We start from the raw sequence: 20,491 nt of genomic DNA, 5'->3' as shown, positions 1-20,491 counted from the left end.
GTATGTTGTAACGGACAAGCACCAGCTATATTCCTTCAATAAAAAATATGAGCGAGCAATTAAGCAAACTCAGTGAAGTGTCGATGGTCTCAGCCAATTTTGGCAATGGGTTAGCCTATAGAGAGATTCTCCTGGATTGGTTTAAATTTTTAGGTGGCAAACCAGGGGAAGTTATTGTTGTCGACGGTGGCAGCGATAGGGACACTCAAAAAGTTTATTGGGAACTTTATCAGGAGGGCTTAATTGATAAGCTGCAAATCATTGCATCGCACCATCAAGACAATGACAAAGATAGATGTTTTATTCAGGAGTATACAGCGGGAGCAATCGCTAGCAAGCCGTATGTATTGTGGTTCAAAATTGACACGTTACCTTACAGAGAAGGCCACGACGGTTGGTTAGAGGAAGCGATCGATTATCTCGAACGAGATGAAGTTTTTGCAGTGGGCGGAGCTTTTAACAGATCGTACCCACATCTCGACGCTTGGGCTGGGTGGTACTTCATTCAAGCCTGCACGATCAATTTTTCTTTGATGAAGCACAGTACCTTCGTTGCAGTCATGCAAGAATTTGCGGGTGAATATATTGCTTCAAGATTTGAAGGAACACACCAGTTTGGCAGGTTTTTGCTGGAAGAAGCATTTAGCGCATATATGGAGGCTCACAACCAATATACTTTGTGTAAGATGGAAGACGCGAGCTGGACGGTATTTCACACGAACGCTCAAGACGAATATTTGCAGGAGGTTCGGGAGAAATATTTGGCTCGCCAAGATGTTAAAACTTTCATGAATGCGGCCCTTGCTAAAGACATCAGTCAATTTCTTTACTACGGAAAACCACCTGTAAGAAGCAGCATGATTCAGAAAATGCGCATGGCTTTGGGAGAAACAAAAGTTGGGGATTATTGGCGGGAATTGAAAAAAAAGTCTGGTTTTGGGAAACCTGAACTCAACCCTTAGTCAGCTAATTTATCTTTAACAAGAAAAGGGAGGAAACAAGCTTTGAGCGGCACTGACAGCGCTGAAAAACAGCATAATAGGGAAGAGGTTCACAAATTTTGGATACCTCGCTATGGCAGATAAGTTGGGTAAATTTACCCGGAAAAAATGGGGTGTCATACTTGTAGTGAGTCGAGAAGTTGGCTTCAACTTCTCTCTATAAAGATTGCTGCTGAACCAAATTATTTTACTAACTACAACATCTCTTCCATTTGTGGCGGTTGTACTGCAACCCACAACAGACTATTTATGCAGCAGCCAAAAAACTTGAACAGGGTTTTGCGAGCTTTGTCTCGGCCAAGTCTTGAGGTTAGTTACGACAATAAAGTTTACTCGAAAAGAATACTGGCAAGATGCCGATGCTCCAACATCAGAAGTTTTGCTCCCAGAGGATTTTCCTGTGGAAGCAAAGGCGCTAAAACAGTTGGCAAATTTGGCGAATGTTCGACACCCTCAAGGTGGTTGCGTTTGCCGCGCTGGCGCTACTCCAGATTTCCATCCGGGGGATGCGGGGGTGGCGATCGGCTCGATCGTCCAAACAGCAGGAATGGTGATTCCGGCGGCTACCGGTTCTGATATTAACTGCGGGATGCGGTTACACGTTGCGGATTTGTCGATCGAACAATTCCTCAGTCAGCGCGATCGATTTGTAGAATTGCTCAAAGGCGATTATTTCTTCGGTACTCGCGATGTCAGCATGACTGCAAAAACTGCTCGCGCCATGTTCCAACACGGGATTCCCGGATGGCTGGATACTATGCCAGACGAGGCAACCGGCAGCGCGGCTAATTCGGATTTCCAGCAATTGGCCACAGAGTGCGATCGCACTTTCCTCGGCGGTTCCATGAATGGCGATGTCAAATGGGCTCCCGAAGAATTAGTCCCAAATGACGGCTTAGTCAGGGATGGCGGGTTAGCTACCATCGGTGGCGGCAATCACTTTGTCGAAATTCAAGTGGTTGAGGAAGTTATCGATCGAGCTACGGCTTATACTTGGGGAGTTCGATCCGGACAAATGGCTTTCATGATTCACTCGGGTTCGCGGAATGTCGGCAAATACATCGGCGGAATGTGGCGCGATCGAGCTTGCGACGCCTGGCCGAAAACTCTGAAACATCCTGAAGCCAGGCTTTTTCCGCTATCTGTGGCAGCAAATCCCGAACTTGTCAACAGCTACCTGCAAGCGGAAGCAACCGCCGCTAACTACGGTTTTATCAACCGTTTGCTGCTAGCAGAACTTCTGCGCTGGCGTTTGCGACAAGTTTTCGGCGATGTCGAAGCTCCCTTAGTATACGATTTGCCTCACAATATCACTTTAGGCGAAGGTGCCGGCTGGGTAACGCGCAAAGGCGCTTGTCCCGCACATTCCGGTCAGCCTGTAATTGTACCGGGTTCGATGGGCGCGCCGTCTTTTTTGCTGGTTGGGAAGGGGAACGATCGATTTTTGCGATCGGCTTCTCACGGTGCAGGAAGGGCGCGATCGCGCTTCGATATGAGCCGCAAAGGTGCTGACAAAACTGACTCCACTTTGGGATTAACCGGCGTAGATTGCATTACCTGGCGCGAAGAACGCAGAATTGAAGAAGCACCGGCAGCTTACAAGGCAATTCAACCAGTAATTGACGTTCAGGTTGAGGCGCAAATAGTTGGTGTAGTCGCTAAAATGAAGCCAGTGTTAACATTTAAAGCCTAGGAACGGGGCATTTGAGAATTAAAAATTAAACAAGGGTAAGGTGCGCGCGGATCGCCCTACTAATTTTTAATTCTCGACCCTATTTCCGATGCCCCATGCCCTATGAATGATTCTCAAGCATCACCAAATCAATCAAAACCTGTCCATCCGCTAAAGCGGCTGCTGAAGTACGGACGCCGCTACCGCCTGAAAGCTTGGCTGGCAAGTATCTGTTCGCTGCTCAATAAATTCTTCGATTTAGCACCGCCAGCATTAATCGGTATTGCCGTTGATGTGGTGGTGAAACAGCAAGATTCTATCCTCGCTCAGTGGGGCATAAAAGATGTCTTTTGGCAACTGGCAATTATCACTCTTTTGAGCGCGGTTGTTTGGACGTTGGAATCTCTTTTTGAATATGCCTATGATTATTTGTGGCGCAATTTGGCTCAGGATATTGAACACGATTTGCGTTTGGAAGCTTACAGCCATTTGCAGGAATTAGAATTAGCTTATTTTGAAGAACGCAGCACGGGCGGTTTGATTTCTATTCTCAATGATGATATCAATCAACTCGAACGTTTTTTGGACGACGGCGCTAATGAGGTGATTCAGGTAATGACAACGGTTGTTGTGATTGGCGCGGCTTTTTTTGCTGCTTCTCCTGGTATTGCTGGGCTGTCAATGCTGCCGATACCTTTTATTATTTGGGGCTCGATCGCCTTTCAAAACCGCCTCGCTCCTCTCTATGCTGATGTGCGGGAAAAGGTGAGTTTTCTGAACGGGCAACTGTCGAATAATTTGATGGGAATTACTACTATTAAAAGTTTTACTTCCGAAGATTATGAAATTCAGCGCATCGAAGGACAAAGCCAAGCTTACCGCGAAAGCAACCGACGGGCGATCGTACTTTCGGCAGCTTTTATTCCGCTGATTCGGGTTGTGATTTTCTTGGGGTTTATTGCAACACTATTTCTGGGCGGTTTGGAGGTGGTTGCGGGCCGATTATCTGTGGGAACTTACAGCGTTTTGGTGTTTTTGACCCAGCGGTTGCTGTGGCCGCTGACTCGCCTGGGAGATACTCTGGATCAATACCAGCGCGCAATGGCTTCTACTAATCGGGTGATGAATTTGTTGGATACTCCGATCGCAATTCGCACGGGTGATATTCGGCGGCCGGTTAGTTCGATTAAGGGTGAGTTGGAATTTAAAAATGTTACTTTTTCTTACAATCAAAGAAAGCCAATTTTGCAGTATTTTTCCTTGACTCTGCCGGCCGGAAAAACTACTGCGATTGTTGGGGCTACTGGTTCGGGAAAAAGTACGCTAGTGAAGCTGATCTTGAGGCTGTACGAGGTACAGCACGGCAATATTTATCTCGACGGTATAGAATTAAATAACCTGAATTTAAAAGATTTGCGGAGAGCGATCGGATTGGTGAGTCAAGATGTGTTTTTGTTTCACGGTACGGTGGCACAAAATATTGCTTACGGCAGTTTTGAGGCAACTAATCGAGAGATAGTAAATGCTGCTAAAATTGCGGAAGCGCACGAGTTTATCGCCCAATTGCCGGACGGTTACAACACTATTGTAGGGGAACGCGGTCAAAAATTGTCGGGGGGTCAGCGGCAGCGAATTGCAATTGCACGGGCTGTTTTGAAGAATCCGCCGATTTTGATTCTTGACGAAGCTACTTCAGCCGTCGATAACGAGACAGAGGCGGCAATTCAGCGATCGCTCGAACGAATTACCAAAAATCGCACTACAATTGCGATCGCCCACCGTCTTTCTACTGTCCGCAATGCCGATTGCATTTGTGTCATGGAAGAAGGGCTAGTGGTAGAATCGGGGCAGCACGAACAACTGATCGAACAGGACGGAATTTATGCGGCGCTCTGGCGCGTGCAATCTGGTATAAGATAGAAACGCAGCGGTTTTGAGTAATTGGGAATTGCTAATTTGTAATTAGGGATGGGGCATTGGGCATGGCTAACTAATGACAACAGTCAACTGCCAACTGCCAACTGCCAACTGACTACTGACTGCTGACTGCTGACTGTAAAATATTAGTTTATACAAACAAGAAGAGAAAATGTTTCTATTTGATAGCCCTGAGTCCAAACCCAACGAAAATAGCTGGAGTCGCAAATTAGATAAATTCGTGAAAGCTAATCAAAATGAATTGGCTGCTTTGGCTTGGGGGCTATTCCTGGAAAGGGGAGAGGAAAGCGAGGAGGTTTTAGCAATTGATATTGCAGAAACTGCGCGTTTTGTGTATTGTAAGAAAGAGGCGGTTGAAGAGTTGAACCGTCAAGTGAGAAGTCATATTCAGGAAGTTGTAGGTGTGTTGAATGCTCACAAACCTGAGACAGAAGTGGCGATTTTGGCGATCGGCGAAGGTCAAATCAAGTTAATTTTTTTTGAACCTAAGCCTGAACCTCCTGTTTGTTTTGAGGAAGCTGCAACCGATGTGGATACATTGTTGGCTAAGCTGGAACAGCAGATGGTTGAATATATGAAATAGGAGTTATATCAAATCCGGTGGTATCGGAATTGATATTACCGGCAGTCAGGAGAGGACGCCGTGCGGTTTCCCTACAATTAATCGGGCGATGGTTATATATATTATCGAGGAAGATTGATTATGTTGAGGTAGGGAAACGGCAATACCGTGTCCTCAGTTTCCCTATTGTTGATGGTTATATCCGAGATCGCACTCTGAGGGTAATTTCATTCAACAGTCTCTTTCAATCCCTCGGTGAGATCAACTGCGTATCAGCAACAGGCAAGATGCCTGTTCCACAAAGAGTAAACCGGGGCTTATTATAGATATCAGAATAACCAGCAATCAAAATAACCAGCGGGGGGCGAATCATCATGAAAAATTTGAGCTTTGTCTAAAGTAGGTACCGCCTCTGCCAACTCTCTACCTACTTTTACCTCAAGCGCCCTGTCTGTTAATGGAAATGAAAATTGATGGCTATCTTGCAAATATTTTGCCTTAGCAACAATCTCATCTTTATCCAAAATCTGGCTGTTGCTACCAATCAAAATACTATTACTTTCCTGGCCAACACACAGGCACACCTGAGAAAACACACTTTGAAAAGTCGTGATTTTTTCGGCATAAAACTCATCTCTTTGCAGCAGATTTGCTAGCACAACTCCCTCGCTTGACAAGTGTTTTTCGCAGAGGTGATAAAATTCTTTGGTGGATAGGCGGTGCGGAAAGTAGCCGTTGCCAAAAGCTACGTCGATCATGATGATATCGTACTGAGTATCTAATTTTTGCTGCTCTAGATACTCTCGGCCGTCTTGAATTGTTACAGTTAGCCGATCGTCGAATTTCACCCCAAAACACTGTGTAGCTGCTTCGATCGCGATCGGATCGACCTCCGCACATTCTATAACAGTTTCCGGCAAATAGTGGTGCAAAACTAAGGGAATTCTGCCGCCGCCAAATCCAGCCATGTAGATTCTTTGAGGTTGGCTTTGCCACACTAAACCCAACATCATTGCCTGAGTATATTCAGACACTAGATGTAAAGGATTGTTGAAATCGAAAACAGATTGCAGTAAATCTGTGTGCCGATTTACTTTTTCTACTAAAGATAGCTTAATGTGCGATCGCTCTTTTGTGACTGCAACATAGTGAACACCAGACTCTTTGCAAAAAATAACTTTGTCTGGCTGTTGCTGCAGCCAAGCCAGCCGCTGTTCAATAGCGGATAAATTGATAGATTGCCAAGTTTTGTATTCCTCAATCATCTGATTTTAAATTTTATTTTAATTAGATATTTTCTTAAAATATAGCCTCATCAACCCGGTTTCTAGCAAAATGGCTGATTCGCCCGATATCTGCGAAGAAACCGGGTTTCTAGTCAAGGCTGGCGCAAGTCATGTTCTCATTTTCCCGCAGGGCGAAGAACGAGAAGACAACAGAAATTCACCCGATTACAGCCGCTTGTACGCCACCAACTCCAAACCCGAAATCGAAAAATCCACTCTTTCCCAATCTTGCTTATCACCTTCCAATTTTTCAAAGGCTGCTGAGGTGAGCAAAATCTCTCCCCGTTCCGCCAAATCCTCTCCCAGCTTCGATGCTAGATTAAATTCGGAACCGTACATATCCTCTCCTTCCAGCATCAAAACATCGCCACAGCCGATACCAATGCAGAGGTAAATATCCATTTCCGGCGGCAGTGTCGTGTTGACAGCCGCCGTGTGTTTCACAGAGTCGATCGCAGCTTCCACCGCCGCTTTTACATCAGCAAAAACTGCAAAAATATTGTCTGCTTCCTCCTTAACTACAGTGCCACCGTATTCGGAAATTATCGGTTTGACAATTCCGTGCATCCGGTGAATCATTGCCAAAAAATGAATAATTCCGTAGCGGACTGTCGTGCGCGAAAATCCCGACATATCCATTACTAAAATAGCGTAATTTTTGCGGAAAGTGGCATTAATTTTTTCATCAATTTCAGCCATTCTTTCGGGATATTCGTTTCTTTCTTGCAGCAATGTTTCTAAGTAAGCACGGTTATTTGTTTTCATTTTTGTTTAATTAAATTCCCAATCACGACACAGTTCTTGAGGGCGACCAGCCGGATGCACTGCACAAGTGATGCCATCCTTACCGTAATAATAATCGCACACTTTGCAAGGTTTAGTTTGTTCTAATTTTTTCATCAAAATTGCCCGGATTGTCTGGACTCGGTTGCGATACTTGTTTGCATTCGAGTGACTCGGTTCAATTGCCAAAGCTTGCTCGAAAGCTGCTAAGCTGGAATCGTACAATTTAATAATTTGGGCGCTGTATTTTGTCCAAGCATCGGCGTGGCTTTGATAAAGTTCGACTGTATTTAAGTTTAAAATTCCGTATTCCGTCCAAGCCTCAGCAGAAGCTCGATCGAACTTAATATGGGCATTGAGCAAAACTTTTTTGATCGTTGCCAAAAGTTCCCTCGGCTGCCAAGGTTTGCTAACATAAGCCTCGGCGCGATCGATCGCCCGGGAAAATAAAGCTAACTGCTGTCCCTTGCCTGTTAAAAATACGATCGGTATGTTCCGAGTTTCCGGATTAGCTTTAATTAAACGACAAACACCGTAACCGTCTAGACGGGGCATTATGACATCTAATAATACTAAATCAGGGCAATTTTTCTCAATTTTATCTAGCGCTTCCACACCGTCAGATGCCTGAATTACATTCAATCCGCTGCATCTCAACTGATGTGAAATGCACTCCCGCTGACTGCGGGAATCTTCCACCACTAAAACTGTACTCATCACTCCCCACCTGGTTTCTAAGGTAAACTTGTTCGCTGCTTCGAGTAACGCTTGCTGAAATCAGTTTACCCGCCTTGGATGAATTTGTTATCACTGGCAAGCTAAACTTACTCAAATTGCAACAAATCTTAAACTGAGGAGCGAAGGTGATACTTATCAGAAAATGCTGGTTGCTAATACCCGAATAATTGTTGAAGTTTTGGGCGCTAAATATTAGGCTTTTAAGCCTTAATAACGGCAAATCGTACTGATGGGGGACAAAAACCTTGTTGAATTGCAACAGATAATCGGCTAATGTGTACGTTGAAGTTCTTAAGGACGACAAATGAATAGATTGCTCCTCACTTTACTTGTAAGTCCGACGCTGTTTGGATCGCTGATGTCTTTGAGCGCGATCGCAAATCCCGCTCCAATTGGCGAAACACCAAGCCAATCGGCTGATTCGCCCCGCTGCGTGCGATCGCCCCACACTCAGCGCCTGACTTGCGTGCGCCTCCCAGCCAAAGGTGCTGCTGCTAATTCTAAAGTAAGAATCAGTTGGCAGCGGCCGGGTGACGAACAGGTGGCAATGCTGGATTTTACGGAAGAAGAAAGTGATGCGGCGGCGGCGCTGTTTGGCTGCGACTGCCAGGCGTGTATCAACTCGCTGCGGCAGTTGCGCGGTTTGCCACCTCTGGATCTAGCTTCTTGAGGCCGGTCAGACAGCATAGGAAGTCAGGGTTAAAAACCAGGTTTCCGATCGCTGCGCGCTTTTGAGTGCTTTTAGCTTTCTCACATTTAGAAAAATTGTAGTCAATTTGTTGCAGGATTTCTAGAGTTTTTTTATCTCTCAAAACCGGGTCTCTACTTTTTAGCCAGAACTTGTTTAAGTTGAGCAGTTGCTTGCTCAATTTTTTCGATACTTCCTGGGTTGACCAATCCGTAGTAGTCAAAAACGTAAACTCGATTATTTTTTGTGGCTGTTAGTTGATTCCAAAATGAATCAGATTTAAATTGGTCTAAAATTCCTTCTCCCCGATCGACTACAATGATAACTTCGGGATTAGCCTCTAAAACCTTTTCCGCTGAAAGCGTCACGTAGCCTCGAACGGGGCTATCTCCTTGCAATTGGGCTGCGACATTTTTCACGTTAAACTTACCCAGCAAATCTCCAGCCCAACTGCTTTGATTGGGCGATAAAATCGGTTGTCTGCTTACCAAAACTAAAGTGGCGGGGCTTTGATTTGGGATCTCTGATAAAAATGTTTGGTAGCGTTTTAACAGAGGTTCGGGATTTGTATTGAGGGATTTAGCTAAAGTAGTGGTTAACTCTTCTAGGGATTTCCAGCTATCAACTTGAGTGAGTAAAGTTTTAATTCCAAGCTGTTGCAATTTTTGCATTGTTTGGTCGTGAAATCCCGACGCACCTACCACCAAATCCGGTTTCAATGCGATGATTTTTTCCAAATTAGGAGGGGTGCGTTCGGCAGTGACTGCGGTAATCCCTGTAAATTTAGGGTTGCTGCTGACTAATGCGCTGCCGGGAATTCCTACAAGTTTGGTTGGGTCGAGTTGATGGATAATATCGGCGGTTAAAGGTGTTAAAGCTACAACTTTTTGTGCTGATTCGCTGTTAGTTGTTTGTGGTTGATTAACTGGCGAACCAGCAGGAGTTGATTGCTGAAGTTGGGGTGAAGTGGTGGCGGAGCAAGCGGTAAATGCTAAACTCAGCAACAGGATAGCGGTACGAGAAAACAAAGTTTTGTACATAGTTTAGGCGGGAGTTACAGCGAGTTTAGACCAGGTTGAGGCAGAATTGACGGGAAGTTCGATCGCACTTGAGCGCTTAATGATTTAAATATCAATAGTTTACTAGATATTTTGTATAACAAACCGCATTTATTGCCTGAGTTCGGATTTTTTAAGTATCTCTTAAGTTTTATTCGACGCTTGGGAGTCAAGACTAGGCAATAGTTTAAAGCCTGTAGCAGTCAGATAGAATAGCAGATTGCGGGAAGAAGTTAATTGAAATAATTCTGAATAAATTGAGAACTTAGTGCGATGGTTAGCTTATGGTTTGTATAAATTTATTAAGTGTGAAGAGTAGGAGCGAGCGCACAAATCTGCAAGCCTACAGAAGTTTCTAAAATGATAGCTTCTACGCCAAAAGTCTTAGCTAAATTATCAGGAGTTAAAACTTGTGCGGGAGTTCCTACACAAAAAAGTTCCCCTTTATTTAACATAGCAATGCGCGAACTGTACCTAGCAGCTAAATTAATTTCATGCAACACCGTAATAATCGTCAATTTGTGTTCTATATTTAATTTGTTAAGCAAATCTAACAATTGCAACTGATAGCAAATATCTAAATAAGTAGTAGGTTCATCTAATAGCAAAACTTGCGGGTTTTGAGCCAACGCTAAGGCGAGGAAAGCGCGCTGGCGTTCGCCTCCTGAGAGTTGTTCGACGGGGCGATCGCGAAAATCCTCAATCCCAGTTTGAGCGATCGCAACCTCCACCTTTTCGGCATCTTCCTTGCTCAATTCCCACTGCCACCAACCCTGATGAGGAGAACGCCCCAAACTAACTAATTGCCTTACCGTCAAACCTTCTGGTACTGTTTGCTGCTGCGGCAAAATCGCTAATTTTTGAGCGACAACAGCCGCAGGTTGAGTATGAATTGCTTTGCCATCAAGCAAGACACTTCCTTGCTGCGGAGTTAGGATGCGGCTAACTAACTTCAAAAAAGTAGACTTACCAGAACCGTTGGCACCGATGAGACTCAACCACTCACCTGGTTGCAAAGATAAAGTGATGTTGTGGGCGATCGTAACTTCGCCGTAACCCCCAGTTAAATTTTGAATTTCTAAAGACATTATATTTTGTTATTGGTTATTGGGCATGGGTAATCGGTAATTAATTTTGCGTCTTGCTTCTTCCCTCTTCCTTCATCTTTCTTCCTTCTTCCTGACATCCGTTACATAATCCGTTGCCGAACTTCCCTCTTCCCTCTTCCTTCTTCCCTCTTCCTTCTTCCTTCTTCCTTCTTATTAATAACTAGAACGCCGATAAAGCAGCCAGACAAACAGGGGAGAACCCAACAAAGCCGTCACCGTACCCACAGGCAATTCTACCGCACCCAAACGAGCCAAAAAATCAGCAAAAGTCAACACCCAAGCACCGCCGATCGCACTCAGCGGCAACACAAACCGATAATCATTACCAACCAACAAACGCACCCCGTGAGGCACAACCAATCCCACAAAACCAATCAATCCGCCGATGCTGACAGCACTCGCAGCTAACAAAGTAGCAACACCCCCAATCAACAAGCGCGATCGTACCAGCGAAACCCCCAAACCAACAGCTAAATCGTCGCCCAAAGCCAGCAAATTTATCGATCGCCCTAAAAAACATCCTAACAGCAAAGCAGTCAAAATATAAGGTGCAGCCACCTGCAAATCCGACCAACCGCGACCGTTTAAACTACCGATCAACCAATTCAAAGCAGCTTGCAAACGGCTGTCTTCAGCTAACAGCAACAGTGTAGTTTGTATTGCCCCAAACAGAGAACTCACAGCCACACCAGCTAAAACCAAACGTTCCACAGAAATGCCAGTTTTAGTTTTTCCCAAAAAGTAGACCAGCATTGAAGTTAAAATAGCACCTATCCAAGCCGCCAAAGGCACCCAAGTTTGAAATATTCCCAAAGTCAGCATGGTAATCGCAACCAACCCCGCACCCGCCGAAATTCCTAATACAAAAGGATCTGCTAAACCGTTGCGGAGCAAACCTTGCAGCAAAGCCCCCGACATTCCTAAAGCCGCACCAACCGTCAGCGCTGCCGCAACTCTGGGCAAACGCAATTCCCATAAAATAGTCTGATTGACAGCATCACCTCGGTGCAGAAATGCTTGCCACAATTGATCGGCACTCATGGATACCGCACCAAAAGAAAGCGAAAGGGCGATGGTTAACAGCAAACCCAATCCTAAGAAGACAACTGCCGGAAAAATGCGATGTTGTAGCCAGATTTTTTTCACAATATATTATACCGCTTTGCTTTTTGATAAAATCGTCTTTTTGCGGAGTTATTTCTGCGCGATCGCCCAAACTACCAAGGGAAAATCCGGCTCGTTTGTGAGCGAATGAATGGAGGCATTGTAAATCTCCCACCTGGCAAAGTTTGCCACCACACAAGCTCGGTTTCCCCAGGCTCCTGTTTGAATGCTTTCTAAATTAAAACCGCATTCAGCAAGCAAGTATTTGATGCCAGTTTCTGTCCAGCGAGAGCAATCTGTAGGATGCTCGTGAATGCGAATTAAAAATGGTGTGGTTATTAAAAAATATCCCTTGTTGTTGAGCATTCTATATATATTTTTTCCAGCACGGTAAGGCCAAAGTAAATGTTCAAATATCTGCTCGGCAATTATCAAATCAAATGTTTCATCGAGGCAAGACTTGCAAATATCAAAATCGGGATACTTAAGTGATTTATAGCTTTTGAAAGATTCCCAATTACCCCAACTATTGCCGGATATTTCTAATACATTCAAGCCCTCTGGCTGCAAGCTTTTAACAATTCTGCGCGTTTCGCGGTTCATTACGACTCGACACCAATCTTCATTAACAGGACTAAATACCATATTTCCTCCGTTTTGAACGCTCGAACTCGTTAACTACAATAACAATAACCTATTCACCTGAAGACGGCTTCAGTGGGAGCAGATGAGCAGGCGATCGCACCCGCCGCCAAAATTAAATGTATAATATTAACGAAGTAAACCGCTACCAGTGAATCATGTCCGCAAACACCGCGCTACCCCCAGCCCTAGCTAAAATCGTTCAGCGCTTTCAGCGACATTCCGATCCAAAACAGCGCTACGAACAACTGCTGTGGTATGCCAAGCGACTCCCAGCATTTCCCGAAAGCGACAAAGTGCCGGAAAACAAAGTTTCTGGCTGCGTGTCGCAAGTTTATATTACTGCAAATTTGGCAGACGGAAAAGTATTGTATCAAGGCGATTCAGACGCTCAGTTAGTCAAAGGATTAGTTGGCTTGCTGGTGGAAGGTTTGAGCGGATTAACGCCTGCTGAAATTGTCATCATTACCCCAGATTTTATTCAAGACACGGGATTGAATGTGAGTCTGACACCTTCCCGCGCTAACGGATTTTACAACATCTTTCAAATGATGAAAAATAAGGCACTTGCTTGTGAATTGACCAAGCAAGCGGAAGCAAATTAAAAGAATAAACAGCCATGACTCAAACTACAAATTTAACAAAATCAGGTTCTGGCAACTATCCCGCCGCAGTTCAAGAATATCTCTGGAATTGGAAAGAAACGCAAATCAAAGTTATTTACGAAACCAGAGGAGAAGGAAATCCTGTATTGCTGCTGCCTGCTTTCAGTACAGTTTCCACGCGAGAAGAAATGCGTCCTTTAGCAGAATTGTTAGCTTCTAACTTTCAAGTTGTGAGCTTAGATTGGCCGGGTTTTGGCGAATCAGATCGCCCGCGAACCGACTATCAACCGCAATTGTACCATCAATTTCTGAAAGATTTTGTTGAGTCAATTTTTAATAGTCCGGTTGCTGTAGTTGCAGCAGGTCACGCTGCGGGTTATGTGATGCAATTAGCGCAATCAAAGCCGAATGTTTGGTCAAAGATTGTGTTAGCTGCGCCGACTTGGCGCGGGCCTTTGCCGACGATGAGCAAACAGCAAAGCGGGTGGCATGGAATTGTGAGAGAATTAGTACGATCGCCCTTACTGGGACAATTCCTATACAAACTCAACACTGCGCCGTCTTTCCTCAGTTTGATGTATCGGCGTCACGTCTACGTCGATGCAGCTAAAGTCACGCCCGACTTCATTCAAAATAAGTGGAAAATTACGCAAAAACCCGGTGCTCGCTACGGTCCCGCTGCCTTTGTGACGGGTGGTTTAGATCCGGCAAAAGTGCGATCGGAATTTACAGATAATTTTCAACAATTAGCAGTGCCGGTGATGGTTGTAATTGCTGAGAATGCGCCGCCCAAATCAAAGGCTGAAATGGAAGCATTAACGGAATTACCGGGTGTTGAATCGCGAGTTATTCCTGGTTCTTTGGGTATGCACGAAGAGAATGCAGAAGCTTTGGCAAATGCGGTTAAATCTTTTATGTGAGAGAATTAAGAGGGAATGAACCGCAGAGGGCGCAGAGAACGCAGAGGGGAGAAGGGAAGAGGAGATGAATGCAAGCTGTTTTTTTAACGTTAGTTTGGATTGTTTGCTATTGGTTTTGTCTGCCAGTTTATGCTGTCGGAGATTCGCCGATGGTCAATTTGCAAAAGAGTACGATCGAAGGTGCGATCGACTTTCACATCCATTCTTCTCCTGATGTGATTCCCCGTAGGCTAGACGATTTTGAGGTAGCGAAATTAGCTGCTAGTGCGAAGATGAAAGCTGTTGTATTGAAAAATCATTATGCCAGCACAGCAGCACGGGCAGTTTTGGTTAATAAAATAGTACCAGAAATCGAAGTTTTCGGAGGAGTTGTTCTCAATCATGCTGTCGGTGGCATTAATCCCGACGCTGTAGATGCAATGCACCGCGTCGGGGGCAAATACGGTAAAGTAGTGTGGCTGCCAACGGTTGATTCTGAGCATCACTTGCAGGTTTTTCACAAGTCAGGAAGTGGCATTAAAGTTGCGGAAAATGGCAAGGTTTTAGCGGAAACAGCAGCGGTGTTAAAGATTGTAGCAAAAGAGAATTTGGTATTGGAAACCGGTCATATTTCCTCAGAAGAAGTGATGGCGGTTGTCGGTGCAGCCAATCTTCTCAACATTAAGAACATCCTGATTACCCACGCAATGGCAGATGTACCCGGTTTGTCCCTAGAAAATATGCAAAGAGCCGCCCAGAGGGGAGCTTTTCTAGAACTAGCATTTGTCAACGATTTGATGGGAGAAAATGCCGCTGATGAGGGACACAAAAACTGGCATCAAGTTTCTATTAGTAAGATGGCAGCAGCGATTAAACTAATCGGAGCCGAGCATTTTGTTCTCAGCACAGATTTGGGAAGAAAACCCGATCCTTTACCCGCAGAAGGCTACAAGTTATTTGTGAAAAAATTGATGGGCGGAGGCATTTCTCAGCGCGAAATTGATTTAATGATGAAGGAAAATCCAGCTCGTTTGTTAGGAATTTAGGCGTTTGGTGCAGCGGTGCACCAAACATGACTATTCTTGATTGCCTTTGCCGCTCAAGTATCCGTTATCTGCAATGCGCCAAGCACCCCCAGCATTGCCCGTTAAATCGCTATCTTCCACCGTAGCAATGCCATCTCTGTAAATGCCGATCGCCTCACCTTCATTACCATTAATCCTACACCGGCGCACTATCAATTTTCCTCCCAATCCGACACCTATTCCCAAACTGCCGTTGTCAAAAATACTGCTATCTTCCACCGTTGCTTTCGCATTATCCGATATAAAAATTCCGTTCCATACCCCATCATGAATTTGACTGCGGCGGAGAATAGAATTTGCATCAGGACCGCAAATTCCCACCACAGAATAGTCCGCAGAAGTGAGATCGCTGTCTTCTATAATTAACTCGCCTTTGCGAATATCTACAGCGTAATATTTCCCTGTCGCGCTCAGCGTTAAGCCCCGCACTAAAGCACGGTCAGTTGCCATTTTAATGCAGTTTGAGTTGATACTTTCAACCACAATGCGATCGACCTCTCCGCTGCCGATAATTTCTACCGATTTGTCGAGAATTAAACTTTCGCGGTAAACGCCTTGATGCACGTCAATCCGCGTGCCCGGTGCTGCATTTTTCAGCGCTTCGCTAATAGTAGTATAATCGCCTTGACCCTGCTGAGAAACAACAATTTTTTGACTGTTCAAAACTTTGGGATTAGAAGTAGATGCTTCAATTTGCTTTGATTCCGAGTCAAAATGCTCAGATTGTCGATCGCCCGCTTCGGAAAGTTGCGATGTTAGCCGCAAGCGTTCTTGATAAACTGTCTCTAGCTGGTGTTCTAACTCGGATACTTGAGATTGAAGTTGAGCTTGATTGTGGTTGGCTCTCTCGATTTGACTTTGAGTTTCCGAGAGTTGAGAATAAAGATGCGATCGTTCTCTGTTAGCAGTTTCTAGCTGAGATTCCAATTCAGAGCGACTTTGACGCACACTTTCTAACTGATTTTCTAATTCGGATACTTGAGATTGAAGTTGAGTTTGATTTTGATTAGCTGTTTCGATTTGACTTTGCAATTGCGAGATTTGAGAAGTGAGCTGAGATTCCAATTCAGAGCGACTTTGACGCACACTCTCTAACTGATGTTCTAACTCGGAGATTTGAGATTGAAGTTGATATTGATTCTGATTGGCCGTCTCGATTTGAGCGGGGAATTCCGAGAGTTGAGAATAAAGGTGCGATCGTTCTGTGTTAGCTGTTTCTAGCTGAACTTCTAATTCAGAGCGAGTTTGATACACACTATTTAGGTGATGTTCTAGCTCGGATACTTGAGATTGAAGTTGAGCTTGATTCTGATTTGCTGTCTCGATTTGACTTTGCAATTGCGAGATTTGAGAAGTGAGCTGAGATTCCAATTCAGAGCGACTTTGACGCACAGTTTCTAACTGTTGTTCTAACTCGGAGATTTGAGATTGAAGTTGAGCTTGATTCTGATTTGCTGTCTCGGTTTGACTTTGCAATTGCGAGATTTGAGAAGTGAGTTGAGATTCCAATTCAGAGCGATTTTGACGCACACTTTCTAAGTGGTGTTCTAACTCCGAGATTTGAGATTGAAGTTGATTTTGATTCTGGTTTGCTGTCTCGGCTTGACTTTGAATTTCCGAGAGTTGAGAATAAAGTTGCGAGCGTTCTGTGTTAGCTGTTTCTAGCTGAGATTCTAATTCAGAGCGAGTTTGACGCAGGCTATCTAGCTGAGATTCTAAGTCGGATACTTGAGATTGAAGTTGAGTTTGGCTCTGGTTGGCTGTCTCGATTTGACTTTGGGATTCCGACAATTGAGAATAAAGGTGCGATCGTTCTGTGTTAGCAGTTTCTAATTGAGCTTGCAATTCTGATAACTGAGATTGGAGTTGCGAGCTATCTCCCTCCTTGTGATGTATTTGAGACTCCAACTCTGACAACTTAGCCAGCAGTCTCTCTCGCTCTAAAACAACCATTTCGGATTGAAGTTGTACTTCCTGAACTTGAGAGTTTAACTGCATTTTATCCAGATTAGCAGCTTCTAACTGTCTTTGCAGTTCTAATAATTCAAATGGAGGTTGCTGTGCTTGTTCGCGAGCGGTTTGCAATTGAGAGTTAAGTATTTCGCGTTCTTCCTCTGCACTCTCCAATTGAGCTTGTAGCTCTGACAATTCCGAAGTAAATTGCGATCGCTCTGCTTCGACTAATTGCAGTTGAGTTTGCAAACCCGACAGTTGAGACTGAAGTTGCTCCCGCTCTTCAATCGAGCGATCGAACTTAATTTGAATTTCCGACAACTGGTACTGTACCTGCAATCTGCTTTGGCTAGCCGTTTCCAACTGACTCTCAAATTCCGACAGCAGAGCCTGAAATTGAGAACGTTGTGCATCAACCGCCTCTAACTCTGCTTGCATTTCCAGCAATTGAGCGTTAAGCTGCGATCGCTCCTGCTCTGCAATTTCTAACTGATCTTTAAGTTCTGCCACTTCTGCTAACTGCGACTCAGCTTGTTGAGCATTTTCTAGCTGAAACTGCAAATCAGCAATCAGAGCATCAATTTGCGATCGATCTTGGGCAATTCCTGCCAAAAATTCTTCCATTTCCGACACTTGATTTTTTAAAATATCTTGCTCGCGAGTCACAGCCTCAAACCGACTTTGCAACTGGGATAATTCAGAATTTAACTTATTTTCATTCTCAACCTTTTGCCGCAATTCCGAATTTCGGGCATCCAACTGAGCCGCCAAATTTGATATAGCCTCCTGCGAACTCTTCATCCGCACCAAATTGCGTGAATTTCGCTTATTCAAAATTAGCCAGCAGACTAATGCCCCGCCTCCAAATCCTATAAATAAAAGTAATGCTTGCATTTGTTTTATCTAATTAATATAAATTGAGTGACTTTGATGCTGACAGAAAAATGGACATCTACAAATCGCTATCTTACTCAAAGCTATCACAACTTGCCAGCCTGTGTTCACTTGGCTCAACAATTTATATTTCTTTACAAATCCCTTTTGTTTACAGGTAAGGTGCGCTGGGCGCACCCTGCAAGTCCGATTAATGAAGCAAATCCACAATATGAGGAATAATTTCGATATGCTGAGTCAACAAATAATCCAACCTATCCGCCAGTAAACTAAAAATTAAATCGTTATAACTCATCCCGTATTCCGCCAAACCTAAAGCTACCAAGCTCGTCACATTTTCCCCTGGATGTTTCAGATCCGGTTTCGGATTTGCTTCCAAAACATACAGTGAGCCATCAGCATCACTTCGGACATCAATCCGCACCAAACTGTTCAAACTAAACTCCCAATAAATTTTTCTAGCTAACTCAATTAACTCTTGTTTTAGTTCAGGTTCCTCACCGCCCATCAACCGTCCTCGGTCGGCCGTAATCGCCTTTTGATCCATAGAAGTAAAGATACGTTCGTCAGGCTCCAGCACGCGCTCTATCGTGGAAAAAGCAAAAGGTTTTGTATTTTTAGAGAAACCGCCTTTAGCATATTTAACATAGCCACAAACCGCTACACAAAATTCTCGTCCAGGCAAATACTTTTCAAGTAAAGCAGTATTGTGAGTGGCTCGGTTAACTTCCGAAACCGCCTGAGACAAACCCTCAACCTTGTCTACAAAATGAACGTGCAGCGAAGCGCGACCGGATACTGGCTTAACAACAAAAGGCCCTTGATAGTAACCAAAAGCAATGGCAAAACGCTCGTGCAAATTAGGGTTGAAAATTCCTTGAGAAGGATGCCAAGTCATAAACGGAGCGGTTTTAATTCCTACGGATTGCAGTTCCCGTTTAAAAGCGTGTTTATTATCTAAAGTTGAACTATTTAAAGGATTGTGACCGACATAAGGCATTCCCAACATTTCCAACAACGCGGGAGTGTGACAAACAGGATTGTAGCCCTGGACTCCGCCAGTATTCAGCCACACTAAATGAATGTTTTTTTGTTTCAGTTGTTCCGGTAACTTCATGTCGTCAGGTATGACAAAAACTTGCTGAAAGCCAATTTCTGCTAATGCTTTAGCAATCTCGCGGGCGACGACTTCGTAACTCTTCCAAGCGCGGGGATTGTGAGTTTTGTAAATCACAGAACCAGGTCGCTCGCAGTCGCCGCCGAACACCACAGCAATCCGCAATTTAGCAAAGAGTACCTCCAAATATTGAGGCAGCAAACTAAAGTCATAATGCCAGCGATTCAGGCTAATTGATCGGGGAATCATTGAAGTATTTTTCCTTTTTGTTTCATTTCTTAGCGACCGAACCGCTAGATTTTCCCAAATATATTCCAGCCAAAACCACAGAGAAAGCAAACCAATTAAACAAGCTCAAACTTTCTGAAAACAGCACCCAAGCCATAAGAGCCGTAATTACGGGTTCTAGCAGCAGGAAAAAAGCTACAAATTCCGAGGACAAACGACCTAGACTGTGGATAAGCAGTCCCTGACCGAAAGCTTGGCAAATCACCGCCAAAGCAATTATAGTCAGCCATCCCTGCCAAGAACAAGGGAAAACTCGATCGCCCGCAAGCAGAACCAATGGCAAAACCAATATAGTGCCAATAAAACATCGCCATATCAATATAGTTGTGGCCGGAAACTTGGTTCGCAAATGTTCTGAAATTAGCAGATTTCCTGCATAAAACATCGCCGATAAAAGAGCAGCAATGTCACCGGCAAAATTCTGTCTCGCAGCTTGCAAATCGTCCATGCCGATCGCAATTGCGCCGCACAAAGCTACCGCCAGTCCCACCAAAAACCTGTTGTCAAAGCGCCGCCCCAACAGGAGCCATCCCCCCAAAGTAGTAAATAAAGGAGTTAAGTTTCGCAGTACAGTAGAATTAGCGACATTAGTCTGACTCAGTGACCAGGCCCAGAAAACCACAGAAGCAGAAGAAACCACGCCTACCGCTGTTAACAGCATCACATCCTGCAGAGTGTAGTTCGATCGCTCTTCAACTTGTGCCCCAGACATTCGGCGACGCGCAGCACCCGCACCATTCCACACTCCAAATACTACAGTTGCTATCCACAAACGGTTAAAAACAGTAGCATTCGGGCTGATTTCCCGTTCGCTCAACCTAATAAAAATTGCAGCCAGCGACACCGCTAGCAGCGCCGCCGACAGCGATGCGATCGCCCAAATTTTGCCTTGACTTTCAGCTAATTCACCGTTGTTTAAACTGTCCGGCTTTCCCGAAACAATAGTTTTGTCTTCAGTTTTTAAGACAGAGTTTAACTCTGTTTTTTCCAAAATATTGCGCTGAAGTTCAATATTTGGCTCTGGCAATCCCAGTTTTTTTGACATTATTAAAAGTTCCAATGAAGGCAG

At 44.5% G+C, this 20,491-nt stretch carries 18 protein-coding genes; 8 read left to right on the top strand and 10 right to left on the bottom strand.

The features are described from left to right. The first annotated feature begins 47 nt into the window (after nucleotides 1-47). The 4 genes from QUA23_RS06315 (at nucleotide 48) to ccmS (ending at nucleotide 5,194) form a co-directional block, all read left to right on the top strand. A complete protein-coding gene (locus QUA23_RS06315; protein ID WP_333074428.1) occupies nucleotides 48-962 on the top strand; it encodes a glycosyltransferase family A protein in 915 nt (304 codons plus the stop codon). Nucleotides 963-1,305: 343 nt separating this feature from the next. Beyond that, a complete protein-coding gene (locus QUA23_RS06310) occupies nucleotides 1,306-2,694 on the top strand; it encodes an RtcB family protein (protein ID WP_333074426.1) in 1,389 nt (462 codons plus the stop codon). Between the two features lie 102 nt (nucleotides 2,695-2,796). Continuing rightward, a complete protein-coding gene (locus QUA23_RS06305; RefSeq protein WP_333074425.1) occupies nucleotides 2,797-4,593 on the top strand; it encodes an ABC transporter ATP-binding protein in 1,797 nt (598 codons plus the stop codon). A gap of 169 nt (nucleotides 4,594-4,762) precedes the next feature. Further along, nucleotides 4,763-5,194 carry a beta-carboxysome assembly chaperone CcmS gene (ccmS, locus tag QUA23_RS06300; protein WP_333074424.1) on the top strand — a complete coding sequence of 144 codons (432 nt, stop codon included), beginning with the start codon at nucleotides 4,763-4,765 and terminating at the stop codon, nucleotides 5,192-5,194. A 308-nt stretch (nucleotides 5,195-5,502) separates the two neighbouring features. Here the strand turns inward: ccmS and QUA23_RS06295 are convergent, their stop codons facing one another. The 3 genes from QUA23_RS06295 to QUA23_RS06285 all read right to left on the bottom strand — a co-directional run bounded on the left by QUA23_RS06295 (nucleotide 5,503) and on the right by QUA23_RS06285 (nucleotide 7,959). Beyond that, nucleotides 5,503-6,438: a fused MFS/spermidine synthase gene (locus QUA23_RS06295; RefSeq protein WP_333074422.1), complete on the bottom strand. Its 936-nt coding sequence runs from the start codon at nucleotides 6,436-6,438 to the stop codon at nucleotides 5,503-5,505. Between the two features lie 186 nt (nucleotides 6,439-6,624). Further along, nucleotides 6,625-7,224: an adenylate/guanylate cyclase domain-containing protein gene (locus tag QUA23_RS06290; RefSeq protein ID WP_333074421.1), complete on the bottom strand. Its 600-nt coding sequence runs from the start codon at nucleotides 7,222-7,224 to the stop codon at nucleotides 6,625-6,627. 6 nt (nucleotides 7,225-7,230) lie between these two features. Then, nucleotides 7,231-7,959, bottom strand: coding sequence for a response regulator (locus tag QUA23_RS06285; RefSeq protein ID WP_333074420.1), 729 nt, complete (start codon nucleotides 7,957-7,959; stop codon nucleotides 7,231-7,233). 325 nt (nucleotides 7,960-8,284) lie between these two features. On the opposite strand from QUA23_RS06285, the gene QUA23_RS06280 reads away from it, so the two are divergent. Then, on the top strand, nucleotides 8,285-8,650 hold the full coding sequence (locus tag QUA23_RS06280; RefSeq protein ID WP_333074419.1) for a hypothetical protein: 366 nt from the start codon (nucleotides 8,285-8,287) through the stop codon (nucleotides 8,648-8,650). Nucleotides 8,651-8,802: 152 nt separating this feature from the next. On the opposite strand, the gene QUA23_RS06275 is transcribed toward QUA23_RS06280, so the two are convergent. The 4 genes from QUA23_RS06275 to QUA23_RS06260 all read right to left on the bottom strand — a co-directional run bounded on the left by QUA23_RS06275 (nucleotide 8,803) and on the right by QUA23_RS06260 (nucleotide 12,584). Continuing rightward, nucleotides 8,803-9,708: an ABC transporter substrate-binding protein gene (locus QUA23_RS06275; protein WP_333074418.1), complete on the bottom strand. Its 906-nt coding sequence runs from the start codon at nucleotides 9,706-9,708 to the stop codon at nucleotides 8,803-8,805. A gap of 320 nt (nucleotides 9,709-10,028) precedes the next feature. Next, entirely contained in the window at nucleotides 10,029-10,814 is a 786-nt protein-coding gene (locus QUA23_RS06270; RefSeq protein ID WP_333074416.1) for an ABC transporter ATP-binding protein, read from the bottom strand. A gap of 174 nt (nucleotides 10,815-10,988) precedes the next feature. Further along, on the bottom strand, nucleotides 10,989-11,981 hold the full coding sequence (locus tag QUA23_RS06265; protein ID WP_333074415.1) for an iron ABC transporter permease: 993 nt from the start codon (nucleotides 11,979-11,981) through the stop codon (nucleotides 10,989-10,991). 48 nt (nucleotides 11,982-12,029) lie between these two features. After that, nucleotides 12,030-12,584: a methyltransferase domain-containing protein gene (locus tag QUA23_RS06260; protein WP_333074414.1), complete on the bottom strand. Its 555-nt coding sequence runs from the start codon at nucleotides 12,582-12,584 to the stop codon at nucleotides 12,030-12,032. Nucleotides 12,585-12,739: 155 nt separating this feature from the next. Between QUA23_RS06260 and QUA23_RS06255 the strand changes: the two genes are divergently transcribed. The 3 genes from QUA23_RS06255 (at nucleotide 12,740) to QUA23_RS06245 (ending at nucleotide 15,131) form a co-directional block, all read left to right on the top strand. Further along, nucleotides 12,740-13,186 (top strand): SufE family protein, encoded by a 447-nt coding sequence (locus tag QUA23_RS06255; RefSeq protein WP_333074413.1) that lies wholly within the window; start codon nucleotides 12,740-12,742, stop codon nucleotides 13,184-13,186. 14 nt (nucleotides 13,187-13,200) lie between these two features. Next, nucleotides 13,201-14,106 carry an alpha/beta hydrolase gene (locus tag QUA23_RS06250; protein WP_333074411.1) on the top strand — a complete coding sequence of 302 codons (906 nt, stop codon included), beginning with the start codon at nucleotides 13,201-13,203 and terminating at the stop codon, nucleotides 14,104-14,106. Between the two features lie 68 nt (nucleotides 14,107-14,174). Beyond that, a complete protein-coding gene (locus tag QUA23_RS06245; protein ID WP_333074409.1) occupies nucleotides 14,175-15,131 on the top strand; it encodes a DUF6282 family protein in 957 nt (318 codons plus the stop codon). A gap of 30 nt (nucleotides 15,132-15,161) precedes the next feature. Here the strand turns inward: QUA23_RS06245 and QUA23_RS06240 are convergent, their stop codons facing one another. The 3 genes from QUA23_RS06240 to QUA23_RS06230 all read right to left on the bottom strand — a co-directional run bounded on the left by QUA23_RS06240 (nucleotide 15,162) and on the right by QUA23_RS06230 (nucleotide 20,467). Beyond that, complete coding sequence (locus QUA23_RS06240) at nucleotides 15,162-18,017, bottom strand: right-handed parallel beta-helix repeat-containing protein (RefSeq protein ID WP_333074407.1); 2,856 nt, start codon at nucleotides 18,015-18,017, stop codon at nucleotides 15,162-15,164. A gap of 190 nt (nucleotides 18,018-18,207) precedes the next feature. Further along, a complete protein-coding gene (locus QUA23_RS06235) occupies nucleotides 18,208-19,383 on the bottom strand; it encodes a D-alanyl-alanine synthetase (protein WP_333074406.1) in 1,176 nt (391 codons plus the stop codon). Between the two features lie 22 nt (nucleotides 19,384-19,405). Beyond that, a complete protein-coding gene (locus QUA23_RS06230; protein ID WP_333074405.1) occupies nucleotides 19,406-20,467 on the bottom strand; it encodes a DMT family transporter in 1,062 nt (353 codons plus the stop codon). Between the last annotated feature and the right edge of the window lie 24 nt (nucleotides 20,468-20,491).

This window comes from Microcoleus sp. Pol1C5 (assembly GCF_036701115.1).
Lineage (GTDB): Bacteria > Cyanobacteriota > Cyanobacteriia > Cyanobacteriales > Microcoleaceae > Microcoleus.
The sequence above is the reverse complement of the archived record's forward strand: the minus strand, read 5'-3'. Positions and strand labels throughout refer to the sequence as shown.